The organism is Microbispora corallina (assembly GCF_016863035.1).
Classification (GTDB): Bacteria; Actinomycetota; Actinomycetes; order Streptosporangiales; family Streptosporangiaceae; genus Microbispora; species Microbispora corallina.
Genome location: NZ_BOOC01000042.1, coordinates 69,720 through 88,651 on the forward strand (window position 1 = coordinate 69,720; position 18,932 = coordinate 88,651).

General features: G+C 71.5%; 13 protein-coding genes and 1 other RNA gene. 10 read left to right on the forward strand and 4 right to left on the reverse strand.

The features are described from left to right. The first annotated feature begins 31 nt into the window (after positions 1-31). A complete protein-coding gene (locus Mco01_RS32800) occupies positions 32-4,975 on the forward strand; it encodes an NAD-glutamate dehydrogenase (protein ID WP_239104086.1) in 4,944 nt (1,647 codons plus the stop codon). Between the two features lie 18 nt (positions 4,976-4,993). On the opposite strand, the gene Mco01_RS32805 is transcribed toward Mco01_RS32800, so the two are convergent. Further along, the gene (locus Mco01_RS32805) at positions 4,994-6,064 is read right to left on the reverse strand and encodes a DUF8094 domain-containing protein (RefSeq protein ID WP_204060709.1); all 1,071 of its coding nucleotides are present in this window, start codon (positions 6,062-6,064) and stop codon (positions 4,994-4,996) included. A 113-nt stretch (positions 6,065-6,177) separates the two neighbouring features. Here Mco01_RS32805 and prfB point away from each other — a divergent pair, with 113 nt between their 5' ends. Beyond that, a complete protein-coding gene (prfB, locus tag Mco01_RS32810; RefSeq protein ID WP_036327829.1) occupies positions 6,178-7,296 on the forward strand; it encodes a peptide chain release factor 2 in 1,119 nt (372 codons plus the stop codon). Here prfB and Mco01_RS32815 read toward each other — a convergent pair. After that, positions 7,290-7,478 (reverse strand): hypothetical protein, encoded by a 189-nt coding sequence (locus Mco01_RS32815; protein ID WP_204060710.1) that lies wholly within the window; start codon positions 7,476-7,478, stop codon positions 7,290-7,292. The genes prfB and Mco01_RS32815 overlap by 7 nt on opposite strands. Positions 7,479-7,657: 179 nt before the next feature. Here Mco01_RS32815 and ftsE point away from each other — a divergent pair, with 179 nt between their 5' ends. The 6 genes from ftsE to Mco01_RS32845 all read left to right on the forward strand — a co-directional run bounded on the left by ftsE (position 7,658) and on the right by Mco01_RS32845 (position 13,195). After that, on the forward strand, positions 7,658-8,347 hold the full coding sequence (gene ftsE, locus Mco01_RS32820; RefSeq protein WP_036327825.1) for a cell division ATP-binding protein FtsE: 690 nt from the start codon (positions 7,658-7,660) through the stop codon (positions 8,345-8,347). A gap of 14 nt (positions 8,348-8,361) precedes the next feature. Then, positions 8,362-9,261, forward strand: a complete 900-nt coding sequence (gene ftsX / locus Mco01_RS32825) for a permease-like cell division protein FtsX (RefSeq protein ID WP_204060711.1) — start codon at positions 8,362-8,364, stop codon at positions 9,259-9,261. An 80-nt stretch (positions 9,262-9,341) separates the two neighbouring features. Beyond that, a complete protein-coding gene (gene smpB / locus Mco01_RS32830; RefSeq protein WP_036327819.1) occupies positions 9,342-9,824 on the forward strand; it encodes an SsrA-binding protein SmpB in 483 nt (160 codons plus the stop codon). A 3-nt stretch (positions 9,825-9,827) separates the two neighbouring features. Beyond that, entirely contained in the window at positions 9,828-11,726 is a 1,899-nt protein-coding gene (locus Mco01_RS32835; protein WP_239104087.1) for a penicillin-binding transpeptidase domain-containing protein, read from the forward strand. Positions 11,727-12,028: 302 nt separating this feature from the next. Continuing rightward, positions 12,029-12,412: a transfer-messenger RNA gene (ssrA, locus tag Mco01_RS32840) on the forward strand. Positions 12,413-12,634: 222 nt separating this feature from the next. Then, positions 12,635-13,195: a GntR family transcriptional regulator gene (locus Mco01_RS32845; RefSeq protein WP_239104088.1), complete on the forward strand. Its 561-nt coding sequence runs from the start codon at positions 12,635-12,637 to the stop codon at positions 13,193-13,195. 64 nt (positions 13,196-13,259) lie between these two features. On the opposite strand, the gene Mco01_RS32850 is transcribed toward Mco01_RS32845, so the two are convergent. Both Mco01_RS32850 and Mco01_RS32855 read right to left on the reverse strand, forming a co-directional pair. Next, positions 13,260-14,279 carry an adenosine deaminase gene (locus Mco01_RS32850; protein WP_204060712.1) on the reverse strand — a complete coding sequence of 340 codons (1,020 nt, stop codon included), beginning with the start codon at positions 14,277-14,279 and terminating at the stop codon, positions 13,260-13,262. 93 nt (positions 14,280-14,372) lie between these two features. Next, entirely contained in the window at positions 14,373-15,443 is a 1,071-nt protein-coding gene (locus Mco01_RS32855; RefSeq protein WP_204060713.1) for a S1C family serine protease, read from the reverse strand. 156 nt (positions 15,444-15,599) lie between these two features. Here Mco01_RS32855 and Mco01_RS32860 point away from each other — a divergent pair, with 156 nt between their 5' ends. Both Mco01_RS32860 and Mco01_RS32865 read left to right on the forward strand, forming a co-directional pair. Then, the gene (locus tag Mco01_RS32860) at positions 15,600-16,532 is read left to right on the forward strand and encodes a hypothetical protein (protein WP_204060714.1); all 933 of its coding nucleotides are present in this window, start codon (positions 15,600-15,602) and stop codon (positions 16,530-16,532) included. Between the two features lie 90 nt (positions 16,533-16,622). Beyond that, the gene (locus Mco01_RS32865; RefSeq protein ID WP_204060715.1) at positions 16,623-18,857 is read left to right on the forward strand and encodes an acyl-CoA dehydrogenase family protein; all 2,235 of its coding nucleotides are present in this window, start codon (positions 16,623-16,625) and stop codon (positions 18,855-18,857) included. Positions 18,858-18,932: the final 75 nt, after the last annotated feature.

The following is an 18,932-nucleotide window of genomic DNA, read 5'->3' on the forward strand; positions in this document are numbered from 1 at the left end:
TCTAAAGGCTCACGAGGGAGTGAGTAGCGACATGCCGCTCGATATGGCGCTAAATCAGGATGAATCGGATGAAGCGCTGGACGAGCTTCTCCGTACGGCGGCGCAGAGATGCGCGAACGCACCGGGGGCGCACCTGGCGGAGGGCGAGGACGTGCTGGCCTTCCTCCGGCGGTACTACAAGCACGTGGCCCCCGAGGACCTGGCCGGCCGCGACCCGGTCGACGTGTTCGGCCCGGCGATGGCCCACCGCAACCTGGCCGAGCACCGCCCCCAGGGCCGGGCCCTGGTACGCGTCTACACCCCCACGCTGGAGGAGTACGGCTGGGACCCCGGCCACTCCGTCGTCCAGATCGTCACCGACGACATGCCGTTCCTCCTCGACTCGGTGACCACCGAGCTCGACCGGCACGAGCTGGGCACCCACCTGATCGTCCACCCCCAGATGCGGGTCCGCAGGGACATGACGGGCGCGCTCCTCGGCCCCGGCAAGGAGAACGTCACCGGCCAGGTCATCCGCGAGTCGTGGATGCACATCGAGATCGACCGGCAGGCTGACCCGACCGTGCTCAAGGAGCTGGAGGGCGACCTGCAGCGGGTGCTGCTCGACGTCCGCTCCGCCGTCGAGGACTTCGCCAAGATGCGGGCCCTCGCCATGCAGACCGCCGAGGACCTGGCGGTCAACCCGCCGCCGCTCGACCCGGCCGGGGTGGAGGACAGCCTGGAGCTGATGCGCTGGCTGGCCGACGGCCACTTCACCTTCCTCGGCTACCGGGAGTACCGCCTCGAGGACACCGAGGAGGGCGAGAACCTGCGGGCCGTCCCGGGCACGGGACTCGGCATCCTGCGGGCCGACAAGGCCGGCTCGGACAGCTTCGCCTCGCTGCCGGCCGAGCTGCGGGCGAAGGCCCGTGAGAAGCAGGTGCTGATCGTCACCAAGGCCAACAGCCGGGCGACCGTCTACCGCCCCCACTACCTCGACTACGTCGGGGTGAAGCTGTTCTCCCCGGAGGGCGAGGTCGTGGGCGAGCGCCGCTTCCTCGGCCTGTTCACCCACGTGGCCTACAACGAGTCGATCTCCCGGATCCCCGTGCTGCGGCGCAAGCTGGCCGAGGTCCTCGACCGGGCCGGCCTGCCGCCGGACAGCCACGACGGCAAGGACCTCATCGAGATCCTGGAGACCTACCCGCGGGCCGAGCTGTTCCAGATCTCGGTGGACGAGCTGCTGCCGATCGCGCTCGGCGTCCTGCGGCTGCGCGAGCGCAAGCAGGTGAAGCTCTTCCTGCGCCGCGACGAATACGGCCGCTACATCTCGTGCCTGATCTTCCTGCCGCGCGACCGGTACACCACCAAGGTCCGGCTGAAGATGCAGGAGATCCTGCTGCGGGCCCTCGGCGGCACCACGCTCGACTACAGCACGATGATCGGCGAGTCCGCGCTGGCCCGGTTGCACGTGGTGATCCGGGGCGAGCGCGGCAGGCCGCTGACGCCGGCCCCGGTCGACCTGGAGGACCTGGAGGCGCGGCTGGCCGCGACCACCCGCTCCTGGGAGGACGACCTCGCGGTCGCCGTCAACGAGCTGTGCACGGAGGAGGAGGCGCCCCGGCTCGTCCGCCGCTACAGCACGGCCTTCCCCGAGGGCTACAAGGCCGACTTCCCCCCGCGTACGGCCGTCGCCGACCTCAAGCGGCTGGAGCAGCTCGGCGAGGACCCGAGCGAGATCGGGATGAACCTCTACGAGCCGTACGGCGCGGCCGAGGGGGAGCGGCGGTTCAAGCTCTACAAGCTCGGCGCGCCGATCTCGCTGTCGCGCGTGCTCCCGCTGCTGCAGCGGATGGGCGTGGAGGTGGTGGACGAGCGGCCGTACGCGGTCGACCGCGACCACGACCCCTCCACCCGGGACGCGTGGATCTACGACTTCGGCCTGCGGTACACCCCCTCGGAGGAGGTCGACCGCGACGACTTCAAGCAGCTGTTCCAGGACGCCTTCGCCGTGCTGTGGCGCGACGAGGTGGAAAACGACGGCTTCAACGCGCTGGTGCTGGCCGGCGGGCTCACCTGGGAGCAGGCCGAGATCCTCCGGGCGTACGCCAAGTACCTGCGGCAGGCGGGAAGCACGTTCAGCCAGTCGTACATCGAGCGGGTGCTGCAGGGGAACGTCCGGCTGGCCCGGCTGCTGGTGCGGCTGTTCGAGGCCCGGCTCGACCCCCGCCGCCCCGACGAGGGCAGGTCGGAGGTCTGCGACGCGCTCAACGAGGAGATCCTCGCCTCGCTGGACGAGGTGGTCTCGCTCGACGAGGACCGCATCCTGCGGGCCTACCTGGAGATGATCAAGGCGACGCTGCGGACGAACGTCTTCCAGCCGGCCGCGGACGGGGGCCGCGACGCCGGGAGCCGCGGCAGCCAGTTCGTCTCCGGCGCCCGCAAGCCGTACATCGCGCTCAAGTTCGACCCCCAGGCGATCAGCGTGCTGCCGCTGCCCCGGCCGCAGTACGAGATCTTCGTCTACTCGCCCCGGGTCGAGGGCGTCCACCTGCGCTTCGGCAAGGTCGCGCGCGGCGGCCTGCGCTGGTCGGACCGGATGGAGGACTTCCGCACGGAGATCCTCGGCCTGGTCAAGGCGCAGATGGTGAAGAACACGGTCATCGTCCCGACCGGGTCGAAGGGCGGGTTCGTGGTGAAGCGCCCGCCGGCGGGCGGCCGCGACGAGATGACGGCCGAGGGCGTCGCCTGCTACCGGCAGTTCATCTCGGGGCTGCTCGACCTCACCGACAACCTGGTCGCGGGACAGGTCGTCCCGCCCCCGGACGTCGTCAGGCACGACGGCGACGACACCTACCTCGTCGTCGCGGCCGACAAGGGCACGGCGACGTTCTCCGACATCGCCAACGACGTGGCCAAGGAGTACGGCTTCTGGCTCGGCGACGCGTTCGCCTCGGGCGGCTCGGTCGGCTACGACCATAAGGCGATGGGCATCACCGCCAAGGGCGCCTGGGAGTCGGTGAAGTACCACTTCCGCACGCTCGGCGTGGACGTCCAGACCACCGACTTCACGGTCGCCGGGGTCGGCGACATGTCGGGCGACGTGTTCGGCAACGGCATGCTGCTGTCGGAGCACATCCGGCTGGTGGCCGCCTTCGACCACCGGCACGTGTTCGTCGACCCGTCCCCCGACGCCGCCCGGAGCTTCGCCGAGCGGCAGCGGCTGTTCGCGCTTCCCAGGAGTTCGTGGGCCGACTACGACAGGTCCCTCATCTCGGCGGGCGGCGGCGTCTGGCCGCGGACCGCCAAGTCGATCCCCGTCTCCCCGCAGATGCGGGCCGCGCTCGGCATCCCCGACGGCGTCTCGGCGCTCGCGCCCAACGACCTGATCAGCGCCATCCTGCGGGCGCCCGTCGACCTGCTGTGGAACGGCGGCATCGGCACGTACGTCAAGGCGACCGCCGAGACCCACGCCGACGCGGGCGACAAGGCCAACGACGGCCTGCGGATCAACGCGTCCGAGCTGCGCTGCAAGGTGGTCGGCGAGGGCGGCAACCTCGGCTTCACCCAGCGCGCCCGGATCGAGTACGCCCTCAACGGCGGCCTGGTCAACACCGACTTCATCGACAACTCGGCCGGCGTGGACACCTCCGACCACGAGGTCAACATCAAGATCCTGCTCGACCAGGTCGTCCGCGACGGCGAGATGACGGACAAGCAGCGCAACCAGCTCTTCCTCGACATGACCGACGAGGTGGGCCGGCTGGTGCTGGAGGACAACTACGCGCAGAACGTCGTGCTCGCCGCGGCGCGCGTGCAGGCCCCCGAGATGCTGCACATCCACTCGCGCTACCTGCGGCGGCTGGAGCGGGCCGGCCTGGTCAACCGGGAGCTGGAGTTCCTGCCGTCCGACAAGGTGCTGGCCGAGCGGCGCCAGGCCGGGCTGGGGCTGACCGGGCCCGAGTTCGCCGTGCTGCTCGCCTACACCAAGCTCGTCGTGGACGCCGAGCTGCTGCGCTCGGACATCCCCGACGACCCGTACCTCGCCTCCTGGCTGGTGTCGTACTTCCCGTCGGCGCTGCGCGAGCGCCTGCGCGGCTACATGGACGCCCACCCGCTGCGCCGCGAGATCATCACGACCCGCGTGGTCAACGACGTGGTGAACTTCGGCGGCACCAGCTTCGTCTTCCGCTTCGGCGAGGAGACGGGCGCCTCGACGGCCGACATCGTGCGGGCCTACCTGGTGGCCCGGGAGGTCTTCGACCTGTCGTCGTTCGTCCGCCAGGTGGAGGAGCTCGACAACCAGGTGGACACCGGCACCAAGCTCGCCATGCTGCTGGAGGGCCGCAAGCTGTCCGAGCGGGGCACCCGCTGGCTGCTCGGCAACCGCCGGCCGCCGCTCGACCTGGCCTCCACGGCCCGCTTCTTCCTCGAGGGCTCCCGGAGCCTCGCGCCGCACCTGCCGAAGCTGCTGACCGGGCCCGACCTCGCGGCGTACGAGGAGCGCAGGGACTCCTTCGTCGCCCGCGGCGTCCCGGACGAGCTGGCCGAGCGGGTCGCCTCGATGGTGCCGGCGTACTCGACGTTCGACCTCGTCGAGATCGCGACCTACACCGGCAGGCCGGTCAACGAGGTGGCCGAGGTCTACTTCGACCTCGCCGACCGCCTCCAGCTGGCCCGGCTGCGGGAGCGGGTCATCGCGCTGCCCCGAGACAACCGGTGGAACTCCATCGCCAGGGCGGCGCTGCGCGACGACCTGTACGCGGCCCACGCCACGCTCACCCGGGACGTGCTGATCCACAGCAAGCCCGGCCTGTCGCCCGAGGAGCGGCTGGCGAGCTGGACCGAGGCCAACCAGGCGGCGGTCAACCGGGCCCGGCAGACGCTGTCGGAGATCTGGGAGAGCGACACCTTCGACCTGGCCACGCTGTCGGTCGCGCTGCGCGCCGTCCGCACGCTCGTGGCCACCAGCAACCTCCCGCACGTGGAGGGATGAGTCCTGCGGGGGAGGGGGTCACCGGTTCGACGCGCCGGTGACCACTCCCTCGTAACCGATGATCCGCGCGGGAGCGGTGGACGCCTTCGACGGGACCTCGCCCACGTACTGCTGGGTCTCGACGATCTGCCGCCGCTGCTCGATGTGCACGTCGTCCTTGCCCAGCAGCCAGGACGCCGCCGCGGGGATCGGCACGGGACGGCCCTCGCCGCACTTCAGGCCCTGGTCGGTCGACCAGCTCGACGTGCGGGTCAGCGTGTAGAGCACGAGCGCGCCGCCGTCGTCGGTGCGCAGGGCGAACACCGGGTACGTCGGGACGAAGGCGAAGATCGACTCGTACGTCATGCAGTCGGCGCCCTTCACCCGGGCCCGCTCCCGCTTGATGGCGTCGGCGTAGCCGGTCGTCTGCGGGCCGGGGGCGATGAGGCTCGAGGCGTACCCCTCCGAGCCCTCCTCGGCCACCGTGGCGTGCAGCGGGCCCATCAGGGAGGGGGTGATGGCCACCGAGGTGTCGCGGGTGTCCAGGGCCGTCGCGTAGCCCTCCTGGTCGACCACGACCTCGGGAGCCGCCTGCCCCTTGTTGAGCAGCGACTCGAAGCTGTTCTGCCATCGGCCGTCCGGGCCGTTGCGCACGAAGGCCAGCACGGCGGTGCGGACCTCGCCGGAGGAGCCGCGGCGCTCGGCGGTCGCGGCGAACCACTGCGTGGCCCGGTCCGCGGGCTGCCGGGGGACCAGGACGGTCCGCCCGCCCCAGGTGTAGGAGGGTGGCCGGCCGCTCTGGCTGTGGACCTGGGCGATCGTGATCGGCCGCTGGCCGTCCCTCGTCAGGGCGAGCGTCCACCGGTCGGCGCCGGCGGCCCTGACCACGTCGTCGGTCGCGAGGAACGCGTCGAGCGCCTTGCGGGCCTCCTCCGGCGTCACCGCCTGCGCCTGCGGTCCGGCGCTCGGGCTCGCGGGAGCGGAGCCGGAGGCCGCGGCGGCGCTGGGCGAGACGACAGGTGCAGGCGCCGCGGCGCCCCCGCCCGAGCAGGCGGCCAAAGCGGCGCAGGCCAGGGCGGCGGCCAGCGCCTGCCGAACCACCCCGCTCACGCCAGCCCTCCCCGTGCACTCGACCCACATGCTAGTCATGTCCCCCGGCTCGTGGAGCGGCCGGTGGCGGCGCGTACCAGACAGGGTCGTCCGTTCGCGTACCCTTAACAGACGTGGCAGCCATCGATCCCGCCGAAGAGATCAACGAGCTTACCGGCACGCTCAGGAGCATCCAGGACGTGCTCGACGTCGAGTCCCTGCGCAAGCAGATCGGCGAACTGGAGGAGCAGGCCGCCGCGCCTGACCTGTGGAACGACCCGGAGCAGGCCCAGCGGGTGACCAGCAGGCTCAGCCACATCCAGGGCGAGGTCAACCGCGTCGACGGGCTCGCGCGCCGCCTGGAGGACCTGCCGGTCCTGTTCGAACTGGCCGCCGAGGAGTCCGACGAGGACGCGCTGCGGGAGGCGGAGCGCGAGCTCGCCTCGCTGCGCTCGGACGTCGGCGCCCTCGAGGTGCGCACGCTGCTGTCGGGTGAGTACGACGCCCGCGAGGCGCTCGTCACCATCAACTCGCAGGCGGGCGGCGTCGACGCGGCCGACTGGGCCCAGATGCTGCTGCGCATGTACCTGCGGTGGGCCGAGCGCAAGGGCTACCCGGCCGAGGTCTACGAGACCTCCTACGCCGAGGAGGCCGGCATCAAGTCGGCCACGTTCGCCGTCAAGGCCCCCTACGCGTACGGGACGCTGCGCGGGGAGCACGGCACCCACCGGCTGGTCCGGATCAGCCCCTTCGACAACCAGGGCCGGCGGCAGACCTCGTTCGCCGGCGTGGACGTCGTGCCGGTCGTCGAGCAGACCGACCACATCGACATCAACGAGGACGAGCTGCGGATCGACGTCTACCGGTCGTCGGGCCCGGGCGGCCAGGGCGTGAACACGACCGACTCCGCCGTGCGGATCACCCACCTGCCGACCGGCATCGTGGTGTCCTGCCAGAACGAGCGCTCCCAGATCCAGAACCGGGCCACCGCGATGGCCGTCCTGCAGGCCAAGCTGCTGGAGCGCAAGCGTCAGGAGGAGGCCGCCGCGATGAACGAGCTGCGCGGCGAGACCACCACCTCATGGGGCACGCAGATCCGCAACTACGTGCTCCACCCGTACCAGATCGTGAAGGACCTGCGGACGGGCGTGGAGGCGGGCAACCCGAGCGCGGTCCTGGACGGCGACCTCGACGGGTTCATCGAGGGCGAGATCCGCTGGATGCGCCGCCAGGAGACCGCCGACGCTCAGTAGCCGCTCACGTGCGACAGGGCGACCAAAGCCACCACGAGCAGCACGACGAGTGCGATGATGACCGGGGACAGGTTGCCCAGACCGTGGTGGTGAACCTTGGCGCGGCCCTCCCGGCAGACGGGGCAGCGGCCCTCCACCACGGGGCCCGCGCACGCCGCGCAGATCAGATGTTCGCAGCTCATAGCAGCTTTACCGCCCCATTACCTTAGGCTCAATCGTTTTGTTTCCGTTATGGACGTTCCATGCCAGTGTTACCCCTAGACTGGCCTCTGGCCAAACGGAACGTCGATCCATCGCAAAGTGACCGGCGACCCCCGTGCCGGCCGTCCCAACCCCTAGACTGGCTTGCCGTGATGCGCCCGTGATCCATTTCGATAATGTCACCAAGGTCTACGCGAACCAAAACCGGCCCGCCCTCGACCACGTGAGCGTGGACGTCGACAAGGGTGAGTTCGTGTTCCTGGTCGGTCCGTCAGGCTCGGGGAAGTCGACCTTCCTCCGGCTGGTCCTGAAGGAGGAGCGGCCCAACTCCGGAGCGATCCACGTCGCCGGCAAGGACCTGGCCCGGTTGTCCAACTTCAAGGTGCCGCACCTGCGCCGCCGCATCGGCTGCGTCTTCCAGGACTTCCGGCTCCTGCCCAACAAGAACGTCTACGAGAACGTCGCGTTCGCGCTCGAGGTCATCGGCAAGCCCCGGCGGTTCATCCGCAAGGTGGTGCCCGAGGTCATCGAGCTCGTCGGCCTGGAGGGCAAGGCCCACCGCATGCCCGAGGAACTGTCCGGCGGCGAGCAGCAGCGGGTCGCGATGGCCCGCGCGTTCGTCAACCGGCCGATGATCCTCCTCGCGGACGAGCCCACCGGCAACATCGACCCCGCGACGAGCATCGGCATCATGAAGGTGCTCGACCGCATCAACAGGACCGGCACGACCGTCCTCATGGCGACGCACGACGCCGCCATCGTCGACTCGATGCGCAAGCGCGTCGTGGAGCTCGAGGACGGAAAGATCGTCCGCGACCAGTCGCGCGGCGTGTACGGCCAGGCGTATTAGGAGTAACTGAGACCATGCGGGCCAACTTCATCTTTTCCGAGGTCTGGATCGGCCTCCGCCGCAACCTCACGATGACCATCGCCGTCATCGTCACCGTGGCGGTCGGCATGGCGCTGCTCGGCATCGGACTGATGATCAACTCCCAGGTCTCGTCCCTGACCGGCTACTGGACCGACAAGGTCGAGCTGTCGGTCTACCTGTGCACCAAGAACTCCTCCTTCCCCGCGTGCCGGAACAGGGGTGCCACCACCGAGCAGGAGCAGGCCACGCTCAAGCAGACGATCCAGCAGATGCCGGACGTCGAGCGCGTGGAGTTCGAGGACCAGGCGCAGGCGTACAAGAACTTCCAGGCCAGCGAGAGCAACCGGCTGCTGCTCTCGGTGACCAAGGTCGAGGACATGCCCGAGTCCTTCCGCGTGAAGCTCAAGGACCCCGACCGCGCCCCCGCCGTCGCCGACAGCCTGCGCGGCCAGCCCGGCGTGTCCAACGTCGTCAACCAGCGTGAGCTGCTGCAGTCGGTCTTCGGCTTCATGGGCAAGCTGCGCAACATGGCGCTCGGCGTCGCGATCCTCATGGTGTTCGCCGCCACCCTGCTGATCGGCAACACCGTCCGGCTGTCGGCCTACAACCGCCGCCGGGAGACCGGCATCATGCGGCTGGTCGGCGCGTCCAACATCTACATCCAGCTGCCGTTCGTGATGGAGGGCCTGATCGCGGGCCTGATCGGCGGCGTCTTCGCGGCCGTCCTGCTGATCATCACGAAGATCCTCATCTTCGAGGGCATCCAGACGTACATGGCGGCTCCGCTCGGCTGGAACACGGTCGCCGGGGTGATCACCTTCACGATGGTCGTCGGCGTGGTCATCTGTGTGCTCGCCTCGTTCATCACGCTGCGCCGCTACCTGCGCGTGTGACGACGTGTCCGTGCGGTCCCGGGCCCGGCGCGGCCCCCGGACGTCGTTCCCGCCCGCGGCGCCGACGGTAGGCTCCCTCTATGCCACGTGAGACGGGGCGAAAGCTGATCGCCCAGAACAAGCGTGCCAGGCACGACTACTTCATCGACGACACCTACGAGGCCGGGCTCGTGCTGACCGGCACCGAGGTCAAGTCGCTGCGCGCGGGAAAGGCCAACCTGACCGAGGGCTACGCCTCACTCGACGGCGGCGAGGTCTGGTTGATCAACGTCTACATCCCGGAGTACAGCCAGGGCACCTGGACCAACCACGCGGCTCGGCGCACCCGCAAGCTCCTGCTGCACCGCAAGGAGATCGGCAAGATCGAGGCCTCGCTCCGCGAGCGCGGCCTGACCCTCGTCCCGCTGGCGATGTACTTCAAGGACGGCAAGGCCAAGATCGAGATCGGCGTGGCCCGGGGCAAGAAGGACTACGACAAGCGGCAGACCCTGATGGAGAAGCAGGCCAACCGGGAGATGTCCAGGGCCATGTCGAACGCGGTCCGCCGCCGGGGGGGCCGCTAGGCCGTGGCCGTTCACGTGTCCGCCCGCGCGAGGGCCGTACGCGCCGTCCTCGCGCTGGGGCTGGCCGCGCCCCTGCTGACGGGCTGCTTCGAGGAGCCGTCCCCGCACGAGGCCGTCCGGGACTTCCTGCTCGGCTGGCAGAGCGGCGACTACGCGGCCGCCGCCAGACGTGCCGACGGTGACCCCGCCACCGTCCGCAGGGCGCTGGAGGACGTGCGGCTCCAGCTCGACGCGGCCTCGATCCGCTTCTCGATCAAGGACATCGCCCACGACGGCGACGACGGCCGGGCCGACTTCCACGCCGAGGTCGACCTCGGTGAGAACAACCCGCTCTGGCAGTACGACGGGCTCCTGCCCCTGCACCTGGTCGGCGGCGAGTGGAAGGTCCGGTGGTCGCCGAGCGTGATCCACCCCGACCTGCACGCCGGGCAGCGACTGGCGGTGGCGACCGTCCCCGTCGGCCGCAAGCCGATCCTCGACCGCGACGGCAACCCGCTGCAGGACGAGACGCCCCTCCAGGTCGCCGGCGTCAAGCCCGCGAAGATCAAGGACCCGGGCCGGCTGTGCGAGGAGCTGTCGCGGGTCACCGGCTTCGCCCAGGACCGCCTGCTGGGCCGGATCCTGTCGTCGCCCCCGCAGGACTTCGTCGCGCTCGCGACGTTCGGGCGCAACAAGTACCAGCAGATCAAGGACAAGCTCGCGGCCATCCCGGGGCTGGAGATCGTCACCGACAACCCGCCGGTGGCCCCCAAGTCGCCCGTCCAGATCGTCGGGCGGGTCACCGCGATCACCGCGGAGGCGGAGCAGCAGCTCGGCGGCCCCCAGCGCGCGGGCGACACCATCGGCAGGGACGGCCTGCAGCGGGCCTACCAGGACCAGCTCACCGGCTCGACCGAGACCCGCATCGTCATCCTCGACAGCAAGACGTGGCAGCAGGTCAAGGAGCTCAAGGCCTGGCCGGGCCGGCAGAACACCGAGGTCCGCACCACGATCGACAGCCGGATGCAGAGCGCGGGGGACGACGCGGTGCGGGGCTCCCGCCCCGCCGCCCTCGTCGCCGTGCAGGCGTCGACCGGGGAGATCCTCGCCGTGTCCACGAGCGAGCTCAACCAGGAGAAGGACGCGCTCGCGGGCAAGTTCGCCCCCGGCACCGCGTTCTCGATCATCGCCGCGCACGGGCTGCTCAAGGGCGGCCTCGACCCCGAGCAGAAGGTGCCGTGCAGCGCCGACCGCACGGTGGGCGGCGCCCGGTTCCAGCAGCCGGGCATCCTGGGGCTGGTCGCGCCGAGCTTCCAGACCGACTTCGCCCAGGGCTGCGTGACCGCGCTCGCGTCGCTGGCCCGCCGGATCAACGGCCCGGCCCTCGCCTCCAGCGCCGCCGAGTTCGGCATCGGGACGGGCTGGCGGCTGCCGCTCAGGTCGTTCAGCGGCTCGGTGCCGGGCGCCGGCGACGACGCCGCGGTGGCGAAGGTGATCGCCGGTCAGAGCGCGCGGGTGAGCCCGCTGTCCATGGCGCTGGTCGCCGCCGCCGTCGACTCCGGCACCTGGCGGCCGCCGGTGCTCGTGCTCTCGCCGGAGCAGCCGGTCACGACGTCGGAGCCGTCCGCGCGTCCCGCCCCCGGGCCGGTCGCGCTCGACGCCACCGTCACGGGCAGGCTGCGCACGCTGATGCGCGCCGGCGTCTCCTCCGGCTCGGCCCACGCCGCCACCGCCCCCGGCGGGACGGTGTACGGTGTGGCCTCCCAGGTGACCCAGACGGACAAGAAGCAGCGGCGCACGCTGTCGTGGTTCGTCGGGTGGCAGGGTGACGTGGCCGTCGCCGTGATGGCCGAGAGCGGCGACCCGGGGACCGCGGCGACCATGGCCGGGTCGTTCTTCCGGGACTCCAACGTGCAGCCCTGAAAAAGCCCGGGGGCCCGAGCAACCATCGGGGCGTCTCGCGGCGTCTTTCTAGGTGACTGGGACCCGCTTGGGGGGTTGCGGGCTCAGTCACCGTGATGAGACCAGGGCTCCATCTCGGGGGGAGCCCTGCCGTCCGGACCGGCTCGACCCTGCCGGTCGGCCCCCGGGACGCGTGCTTCGGCCGCGCTCCCGGGGGCTTCGCCGTCCCCGGCCGGCGCCGGGAATCCGAGTCGCGCCGAGGGTGTTGTGGTAGGTAAACTGAGGGTGCCCGGCCCGTGAGGGCCGTGGTTGACAACTCCACAGGGGGTGACCGGTTTCGACTTCGGCATTGCAACTCAGGGGAAGCGGGTCGGGGACTGCGGACATAACCCCGTCAACACTGTGACCGCGAACAATAAGTGCCAATAACAAGAGCACTGAGGTCAGCCAGAACACTCTGGCTCTCGCCGCCTAAGCAGCGAGAACCTCTGTCAGCCCGGGAGCGCCTCCGGCCCGGAACTGACATCGCTAGGAGGCTCAACCGAGAGACCCGGTCACGGGGTCGATCGGGAAATCAAACAGTGACTGAGCCCGTCGGCGACTCGCCTGTGAGATTGCCGGGGCTGAGAAAAACGTAACAGGCTGCACCCGGAGAAGCCCTGTCTTGGTGTTGAAGGACGCGGGTTCGATTCCCGCCACCTCCACGATGTGATCGCCACAGGGGCGGTCCGGTCGGCGACCCCGCCGATCCGGCCGCCCCTGATCCATGTCCGGCCCCCCGCACGCCAACCCCCGGACATACGACCCGGCTCCTTGTGGGCCGGGTTTTCTCATGTCCGGGGCCGGGCGCTTCCCCTGCTCCCGGCGGCCGGGGGGCGGCCGGGAGGGCCTAGAGTCGGGGCGTGCCGGGCGGAGGGGAGGCGGGTGCGGTGACGGAGCGGAAGCCGAGGGTCGTGGTGCGGCGGGCGCTGCCGACGGAGCCCGCCGTACGGGGGTCGGCGTCGCTGTTCATGACCGAGGCTGAGCGGCAGGGGGTGAGCGCCGGCCGTCGGATGCTGTACGTGGGGCCCGAGCCGGCACCGGCGGACGTCGCCGAGGCGCTGGAGGTGGGGTCCGGCGAGCCGGTGCTGGCCCGGCGCAAGCTGCTGCTGGCCGGCGACGTGCCCGTGCGGATCGCGACGAGCTACCTGCGCCTCGACCTGTTCGGCGGGACGCCGCTGGGCGAGCCGGGATTCGTGACGCCCAGCCTCCAGGCCGGCATCGAGGCGCTGGGCCACCGGTTCGGGCGGGCCGAGGAGCACCTCGTGGCGCGGGAGCCGCGCCCCCAGGAGGCCGAGACGCTGGACCTCGACCCCGGCGAGTGGGTCGTGCGGATCCTGCGGGCGAGCTACGCGGCCGACGGAACGCCCGTCCACGTGCTGGAGACCGTGTGCGCGGCCTCCCGGCACGTCTTCACGATCACCCAGGTCACCGGCGCCGACGAGTTCTGACCTCAGGGATCGAGCGGTCCAGGCGGCTGCACGACCCCCCGGTAGGCCGGCCCGATGACTCCCATCAGGCGGCGTACGCGTCGATCTCCGCGAGCAGCGCGGCCTTGCCGCCGTCGTCGAGGAACGACGCCCGCACGGCGGCCCTGGCCAGGTCGGCGACGCCCTCCCGGTCGAGCGAGAGCAGGTCGGCCGCCACGGCGTACTCCTGGTTGATGGTGGTGCCGAACATCGGCGGGTCGTCGGAGTTGATCGTCACGGGCACGCCGGCCTTGACCAGCTCGGGAAGCGGGTGGTCGGCCAGGGTGGGCACGGCCCTGGTCCGCACGTTCGAGGTGGGGCAGACCTCCAGCGTGATCCGGTGCTCCGCCAGGTAGTCGAGCAGCGCAGGGTCCTGGATGCTGTGTACCCCATGGCCGATGCGCTCGGCGCCGAGGTCACGGATGGCGGCCCAGACCGTCTCGGGGCCCGAGGTCTCACCGGCGTGCGGCACCACGTGCAGCCCGGCGGCCCTCGCCGCGGCGAAGTGCGGGGCGAACCGGCCGCGCGGCACGCCGTCCTCCGGGCCGCCGAGCCCGAAGCTGACGAGGCCGTCCGGCCGCTGGTCCAGCGCGACCGCCAGGGTGTTGTCGGCCGCCTCGACGCCGTACTCGCCGGGGATGTCGAAGCACCAGCGCAGCACCGTGCCGAAGTCGGCCTCGACGCGGCGCCGGGCGTCCTCGATGATCTCGCAGAACTCCTCGGGCGCGAAGCCGCGGGCGAAGTGGAGCTGCGGCGTGACGGTCAGCTCGGCGTAGCGGACGCGCTGGTCGGCCAGGTCGCGGCCGATGCCGTGGAACAGCTCCCACAGGTCGCCGGGCTCCCTGATCAGGTCGACGACCAGCAGGTAGACCTCGATGAAGTGGGCGAAGTCGCGGAAGTCGTAGAACGAGTCGAGCAGGGCCGGATCGGCCGGGAGCGGCGTGGACCCCTCATAGCGGGCGGCGAGCCCGGCGACGATGCGCGGCGAGGCGGCGCCGACGTGGTGGACGTGGAGTTCGGCCTTGGGCAGCCCGGCGATGAACCGGGTGAGGTCGGGGGAGGTCACGCGACGACCGTAACAAGCCGCCGTGCGGCACCTCCAAGCGAATTCGGGCTATCTACCACGACTTTGTCAGGATTTCCGCCTCCGCCGGGGTCGTCAGCCGGTGGACGGCAGCTCGGTGAGCGTCACCGGGACGGTGGCGTTGCTGCCGTCGGGGTGACGCACCTGGACGCGCACCTTGTCGCCGGGCTTGAGCGTGGCGAGCAGCTGGGACAGGGCGTTCGAGGAGGGCGTCGGGGTGCCGTTGACGTTCACGATCACGTCGCCCGCCCGGATGCCCGCCTTCTCGGCCCCGCCGCCGGGGGTGGTCGCCCCCACCACGACGCCGATCGGGTTGCCGTCGGCGTCGACCGCTGTGCCCACCCGTACGCCGAGGGCGGCCCGGTGGCTGTTGACCACCCTGCCGTACCGGACGATCTGCCGGGCCACGTCGGTGGCCGTGTCGCTGGGGATGGCGAAGCCGAGTCCCGGCGCCGCCCCGAGGTCGGGGTCGACGGCCGCGAGCGTCGGGATGCCGATGACGGCGCCGGTCAGGTCCACCAGCGCGCCGCCGCTGTTGCCGGGGTTGATCGGGGCCGAGGTCTGGACGGCGTTCGTGATGATGGCGCCGGGACGGCCGTTGTGGCTCTCCCCCGAGACGGTGCGGCCGAGGGCCGACACGATGCCCTCCGTCACGCTGCCGGAGAAGCCGAGGGGGTTGCCCATCGCCAGCACGATCTGGCCCACCTTCAGCTCGGCTGAGCGGCCGAACGTCGCGGGGGTGAGCCCCCGGGCGTCCTCGACCGCGATGACGGCCAGGTCGCCCGCGGGGAAGGTGTTGACCAGCCGGGCCTTCCTGGCCGGACCGCCGGTGGCCAGCGTGACCTGGAACTCCCGTGCGGTCCCGACCACGTGGGCGTTGGTCAGGATGTGCCCGGCGGTGTCGTAGACGATCCCCGAGCCCAGGGCCTGCGTGGTGGTGATCTGCACGATCGACGGGAGGACCTTCTTGATCACCCGTTCGAACGCGGACTCCAGCACCGCCGGCGCGGTCTGCGCGGACGTCGGCGCCGCCGTCGCCGTGGCGTTCCCGCCCACTCGTCCGCCGTTCCCCGCCTGGCAGCCGCAGGCGGCGAGCACGACCAGCGCGGCCGCCGCCAGCCGGACGGCCTTCCCCGAAAGGTCCATAGGGACCTGTGTACCCGGGCGGGCGCCCCGCGATCGGGCGGCACGCCGGACGAATGCCCAGCTCATCAAGGGTGCGGAGCGGGCATTTCCGGCGAGCGGGGCGGAACGTCCGCCGCCGATCCGCTTCTGTTGCCATTTGTGGCGTAATCTGCGGGCATGGCGGAGGGCGGTGCGCGTCAGGCCGGGGACGACCGGCCGAAACAGCCGTTCCTCCGTTACTACGACGCCCCCACCACGCCGCTGCCCCGGGTGAGCGCGGAGAGCCTGGCGCCGCCGGTCCCCGGCCCGGGCGCGCGTGACAAGGTCCGCTCCGCCGGGCGCGCAACCGGGTCCCGGCCGGGCTCCCAGGTGGGCTCCCGGGTGGGGGAGCTGCCGCTTCGGCTCATGTACACGCTGGCGGCCGCCCTCGTGGCCGTCGTCGCCGTCGTCGTGGTCTTCCTCGTCTTCTCCGGGGACAAGCCGGAGGTCGCGGACGGCGGGCAGGGGGCGGCCGCCGCCCCCGCCTCCCCGGCGAGCCCCACGCCGAGCCCCTCGCCCAGCCCGACCCCGATCGTGCTGCCGAAGGTCCCGGCGAGCAGGCCCATGCCGGTCTTCCCCGGCACGGGCACGGCCGTCGCGTCGTACGTGCTCGACCGCAAGGCCGGGATCAGCTACGCCAAGTTCGGCCGGCCGTGGACGGGCGACACCCTGCCGCCGTTCGCGTCCGGGCAGCGGGCGGGCGACACCGAGCTTCCGCTCGCGCTGATCGGGTCCGCCCCGCTCCCGGGGGCGGCGCCGGGCGCTCTCACCTCCTACGACGACTACCGCAAGGTCGCGGCGCGGGCGGCCCGGTGGTCGCTGCGCTACCAGCCCGAGGGCGCCAAGGTCACCTGGACCGCCTCCCAGCCCGTACGCCGGGGCATGGGCTGGCTGCTCGGATACAAGGCCACCTACCGGATCGACGGCGAGAAGCACTCGGCGCAGGCCTTCGTCATGGTGGTCGGCACGGGCCGCACGAAGCCGGCCCTGCTGTTCGCCACCGTGCCGGACGACCGCGAGGAGCTCTACCGCGACCTCGACATGCTGTCCTGGACGGTCACCCCGATCTGACGGGCTGCTCGCGGAATCGGCCCCGGCACTGCCACCCGGCGAACTTTCCTCTAGAATATGGTTCTACACAGACTAGCGCTGGAGGATCACATGGCGATCGGGCTGAGCGAGGAGCACGAGGCGCTCCGCGAGTCGGTGGCGGGATGGGCCGAGCGGGCCGTCCCCGCCGACCTGGTGCGGGGCGCGGTCGGAGCCCTCGCCGACTCGGGAACCGAGGAGCGCCCCGCCTTCTGGGCGGGCCTCGCCGACCAGGGACTGCTCGGCCTGCACATCCCCGAGGAGCACGGCGGATCCGGCTACGGGCTGCTGGAGGCGGCCGTGGCGATCGAGGCGCTGTCCGAGCGGGTCGCCCCCGGTCCCTACGTGCCGACCGTGCTCGCGGGCGCGGTGATCCTCGCGTCGAGCGCCAAGGCGCAGGCCGCCCTGCTGCCGGGCCTGGCCGACGGTTCGGCGATCGGCGCGGTGGCCCTGAACGGCGCGGTGTCCGGGGTCCGCGAGGGCGGGGTCCTGAGGATCACCGGAACGGCCGAGCCTGTCCTCGGCGGCGCGCTCGCCGACGTGCTCGTGCTGCCCGTGACGACCGACCTCGGCGAGGAGTGGGTGGCGGTCGACGCCTCGCAGGCGACGGTCACCCCCGTCAAGCCGCTCGACCTCACGAGGGGCGTGGCGAAGGTCGAGGTCGACGGGGTGGCCGTGCCGCCGGAGCGGGTCCTGGACGGCCTCGAACGGGCGGAGGTGCTCAACCTCGCCGCGATCGTGCTCGGCGCGGACGCGACCGGCGTCGCCGCCTGGTGCGTCGCCGCGGCGGCCGACTACGCGAAGGTGCGGGTGCAGTTCGGCCGCCCGATCGGCCAGTTCCAGGGCATCAAGCACAAGCTCTCCCGGATGCTGGTCGCGCTGGAGCAGGCCAGGGCCACGGTGTGGGACGCCACCCGCGCGACCGGGGAGGAGCGGGCCTACGCCGCCGCCATCGCGGGCGTGATGGCCCCCGACGCGGCCGTGCAGTGCGCGAAGGACGCCATCCAGACCTTCGGCGGCATCGGGTACACCTTCGAGCACGACGCCCACCTCTACTACCGCCGTGCCCTCACGCTGCGGGCCCTGCTCGGCTCGTCGGCCGAGTGGGCGGAGACGGTCGCGTCGCTCGCCCTGGGCGGCGTGTCCCGCGAGATGGAGATCGACCTGCCGGAGGAGTCCGAGCCGCTGCGGGAGGCCATCCGGGCCGAGCTCGCCGAGATCGCCGGGATCGACGACACGGCCGACGGCGAGGGCCGCCGGGGGAGCGCGCGCAAGCGGGCGCTGGCCGCGGCCGGCTTCGTCATGCCCCACCTGCCGCGCCCGTGGGGCAGGGACGCCTCCCCGCTGGAGCAGGTGCTGATCCACCAGGAGATCCGGGCGGCCGGGCTGAAGCTGCCGCAGATGGTCATCGGCGCCTGGGTGGTGCCGTCCATCGTCTCGTACGGGACCCGCGAGCAGCAGGAGCGCTTCCTGCCGCCGACGCTGAGCGGCGAGATGGTGTGGTGCCAGCTGTTCTCCGAGCCGGGCGCGGGCTCCGACCTCGCGTCGCTGCAGATGAAGGCCGAGAAGGTCGAGGGCGGCTGGAGGCTCAACGGCCAGAAGATCTGGACGTCGGTCGCCCACGTGGCGGAGTGGGGCATCTGCATCGCCCGCTCCGACACCTCCAAGCCCAAGCACGACGGCATCACCTACTTCATCGTCGACATGAAGTCGCCGGGGGTCACCGTCCGCCCGCTGACCGAGATGACGGGGGAGAACCTGTTCAACGAGGTCTTCCTCGACGACGTGTTCGTCCCCGACGACCTGGTGGTCGGCGAGGTGAACGACGGCTGGCGGGTCGCCAGGAACACGCTGTCGAACGAGCGGGTCTCGCTGTCGTCCGGCTCGGGCGGCACCGGCTCCTCCCTTCCCGACCTGCTCGGGCTCGCCGGACGGCTCGGCCGCGAGCTCACCCCGGCCGAGCGGCAGGAACTGGCGGCCGTGGCCTGCGAGTCCCACTCGATCAACGCGCTGTCGCTGCGGGTCACGCTCAAGCAGCTCGCCGGCGCGGAGCCCGGCGCCGACGCGTCGGTGCGCAAGCTGCTGTCCACCTCGCACGCCCAGCACGTGTCCGAGGCGGCGGTGAACCTCGTCGGGGCCGCCGCCGTCACCGCGGCCGACTGGAAGCTCGGCGACGCCGGCTACTGGAACCGGGCCGTGCTCGCGACGCGGGCCATGACGATCTATGGCGGTACGACCGAGGTGCAGCTGAACATCATCGGCGAGCGCATGCTGGGCCTGCCCCGCGACCCCGAGCCCGGCAAGTAGTCCCCTCCGATGGCGTCCACGCGGGTGTTCCGGGGCCCGCGTGGTCGTCACGATCGGACCCGCCCGCGCCCTAGC

Coding starts and splice junctions, on each gene's coding strand:
- Mco01_RS32860 (WP_204060714.1), top strand. CDS start 15,600: ATGGCGGAGGGCGGTGCGCGTCAGGCCGGGGACGACCGGCCGAAACAG.
- Mco01_RS32815 (WP_204060710.1), bottom strand. CDS start 7,478: ATGAGCTGCGAACATCTGATCTGCGCGGCGTGCGCGGGCCCCGTGGTG.
- smpB (WP_036327819.1), top strand. CDS start 9,342: ATGCCACGTGAGACGGGGCGAAAGCTGATCGCCCAGAACAAGCGTGCC.
- Mco01_RS32865 (WP_204060715.1), top strand. CDS start 16,623: ATGGCGATCGGGCTGAGCGAGGAGCACGAGGCGCTCCGCGAGTCGGTG.
- ftsX (WP_204060711.1), top strand. CDS start 8,362: ATGCGGGCCAACTTCATCTTTTCCGAGGTCTGGATCGGCCTCCGCCGC.
- Mco01_RS32800 (WP_239104086.1), top strand. CDS start 32: ATGCCGCTCGATATGGCGCTAAATCAGGATGAATCGGATGAAGCGCTG.
- Mco01_RS32855 (WP_204060713.1), bottom strand. CDS start 15,443: ATGGACCTTTCGGGGAAGGCCGTCCGGCTGGCGGCGGCCGCGCTGGTC.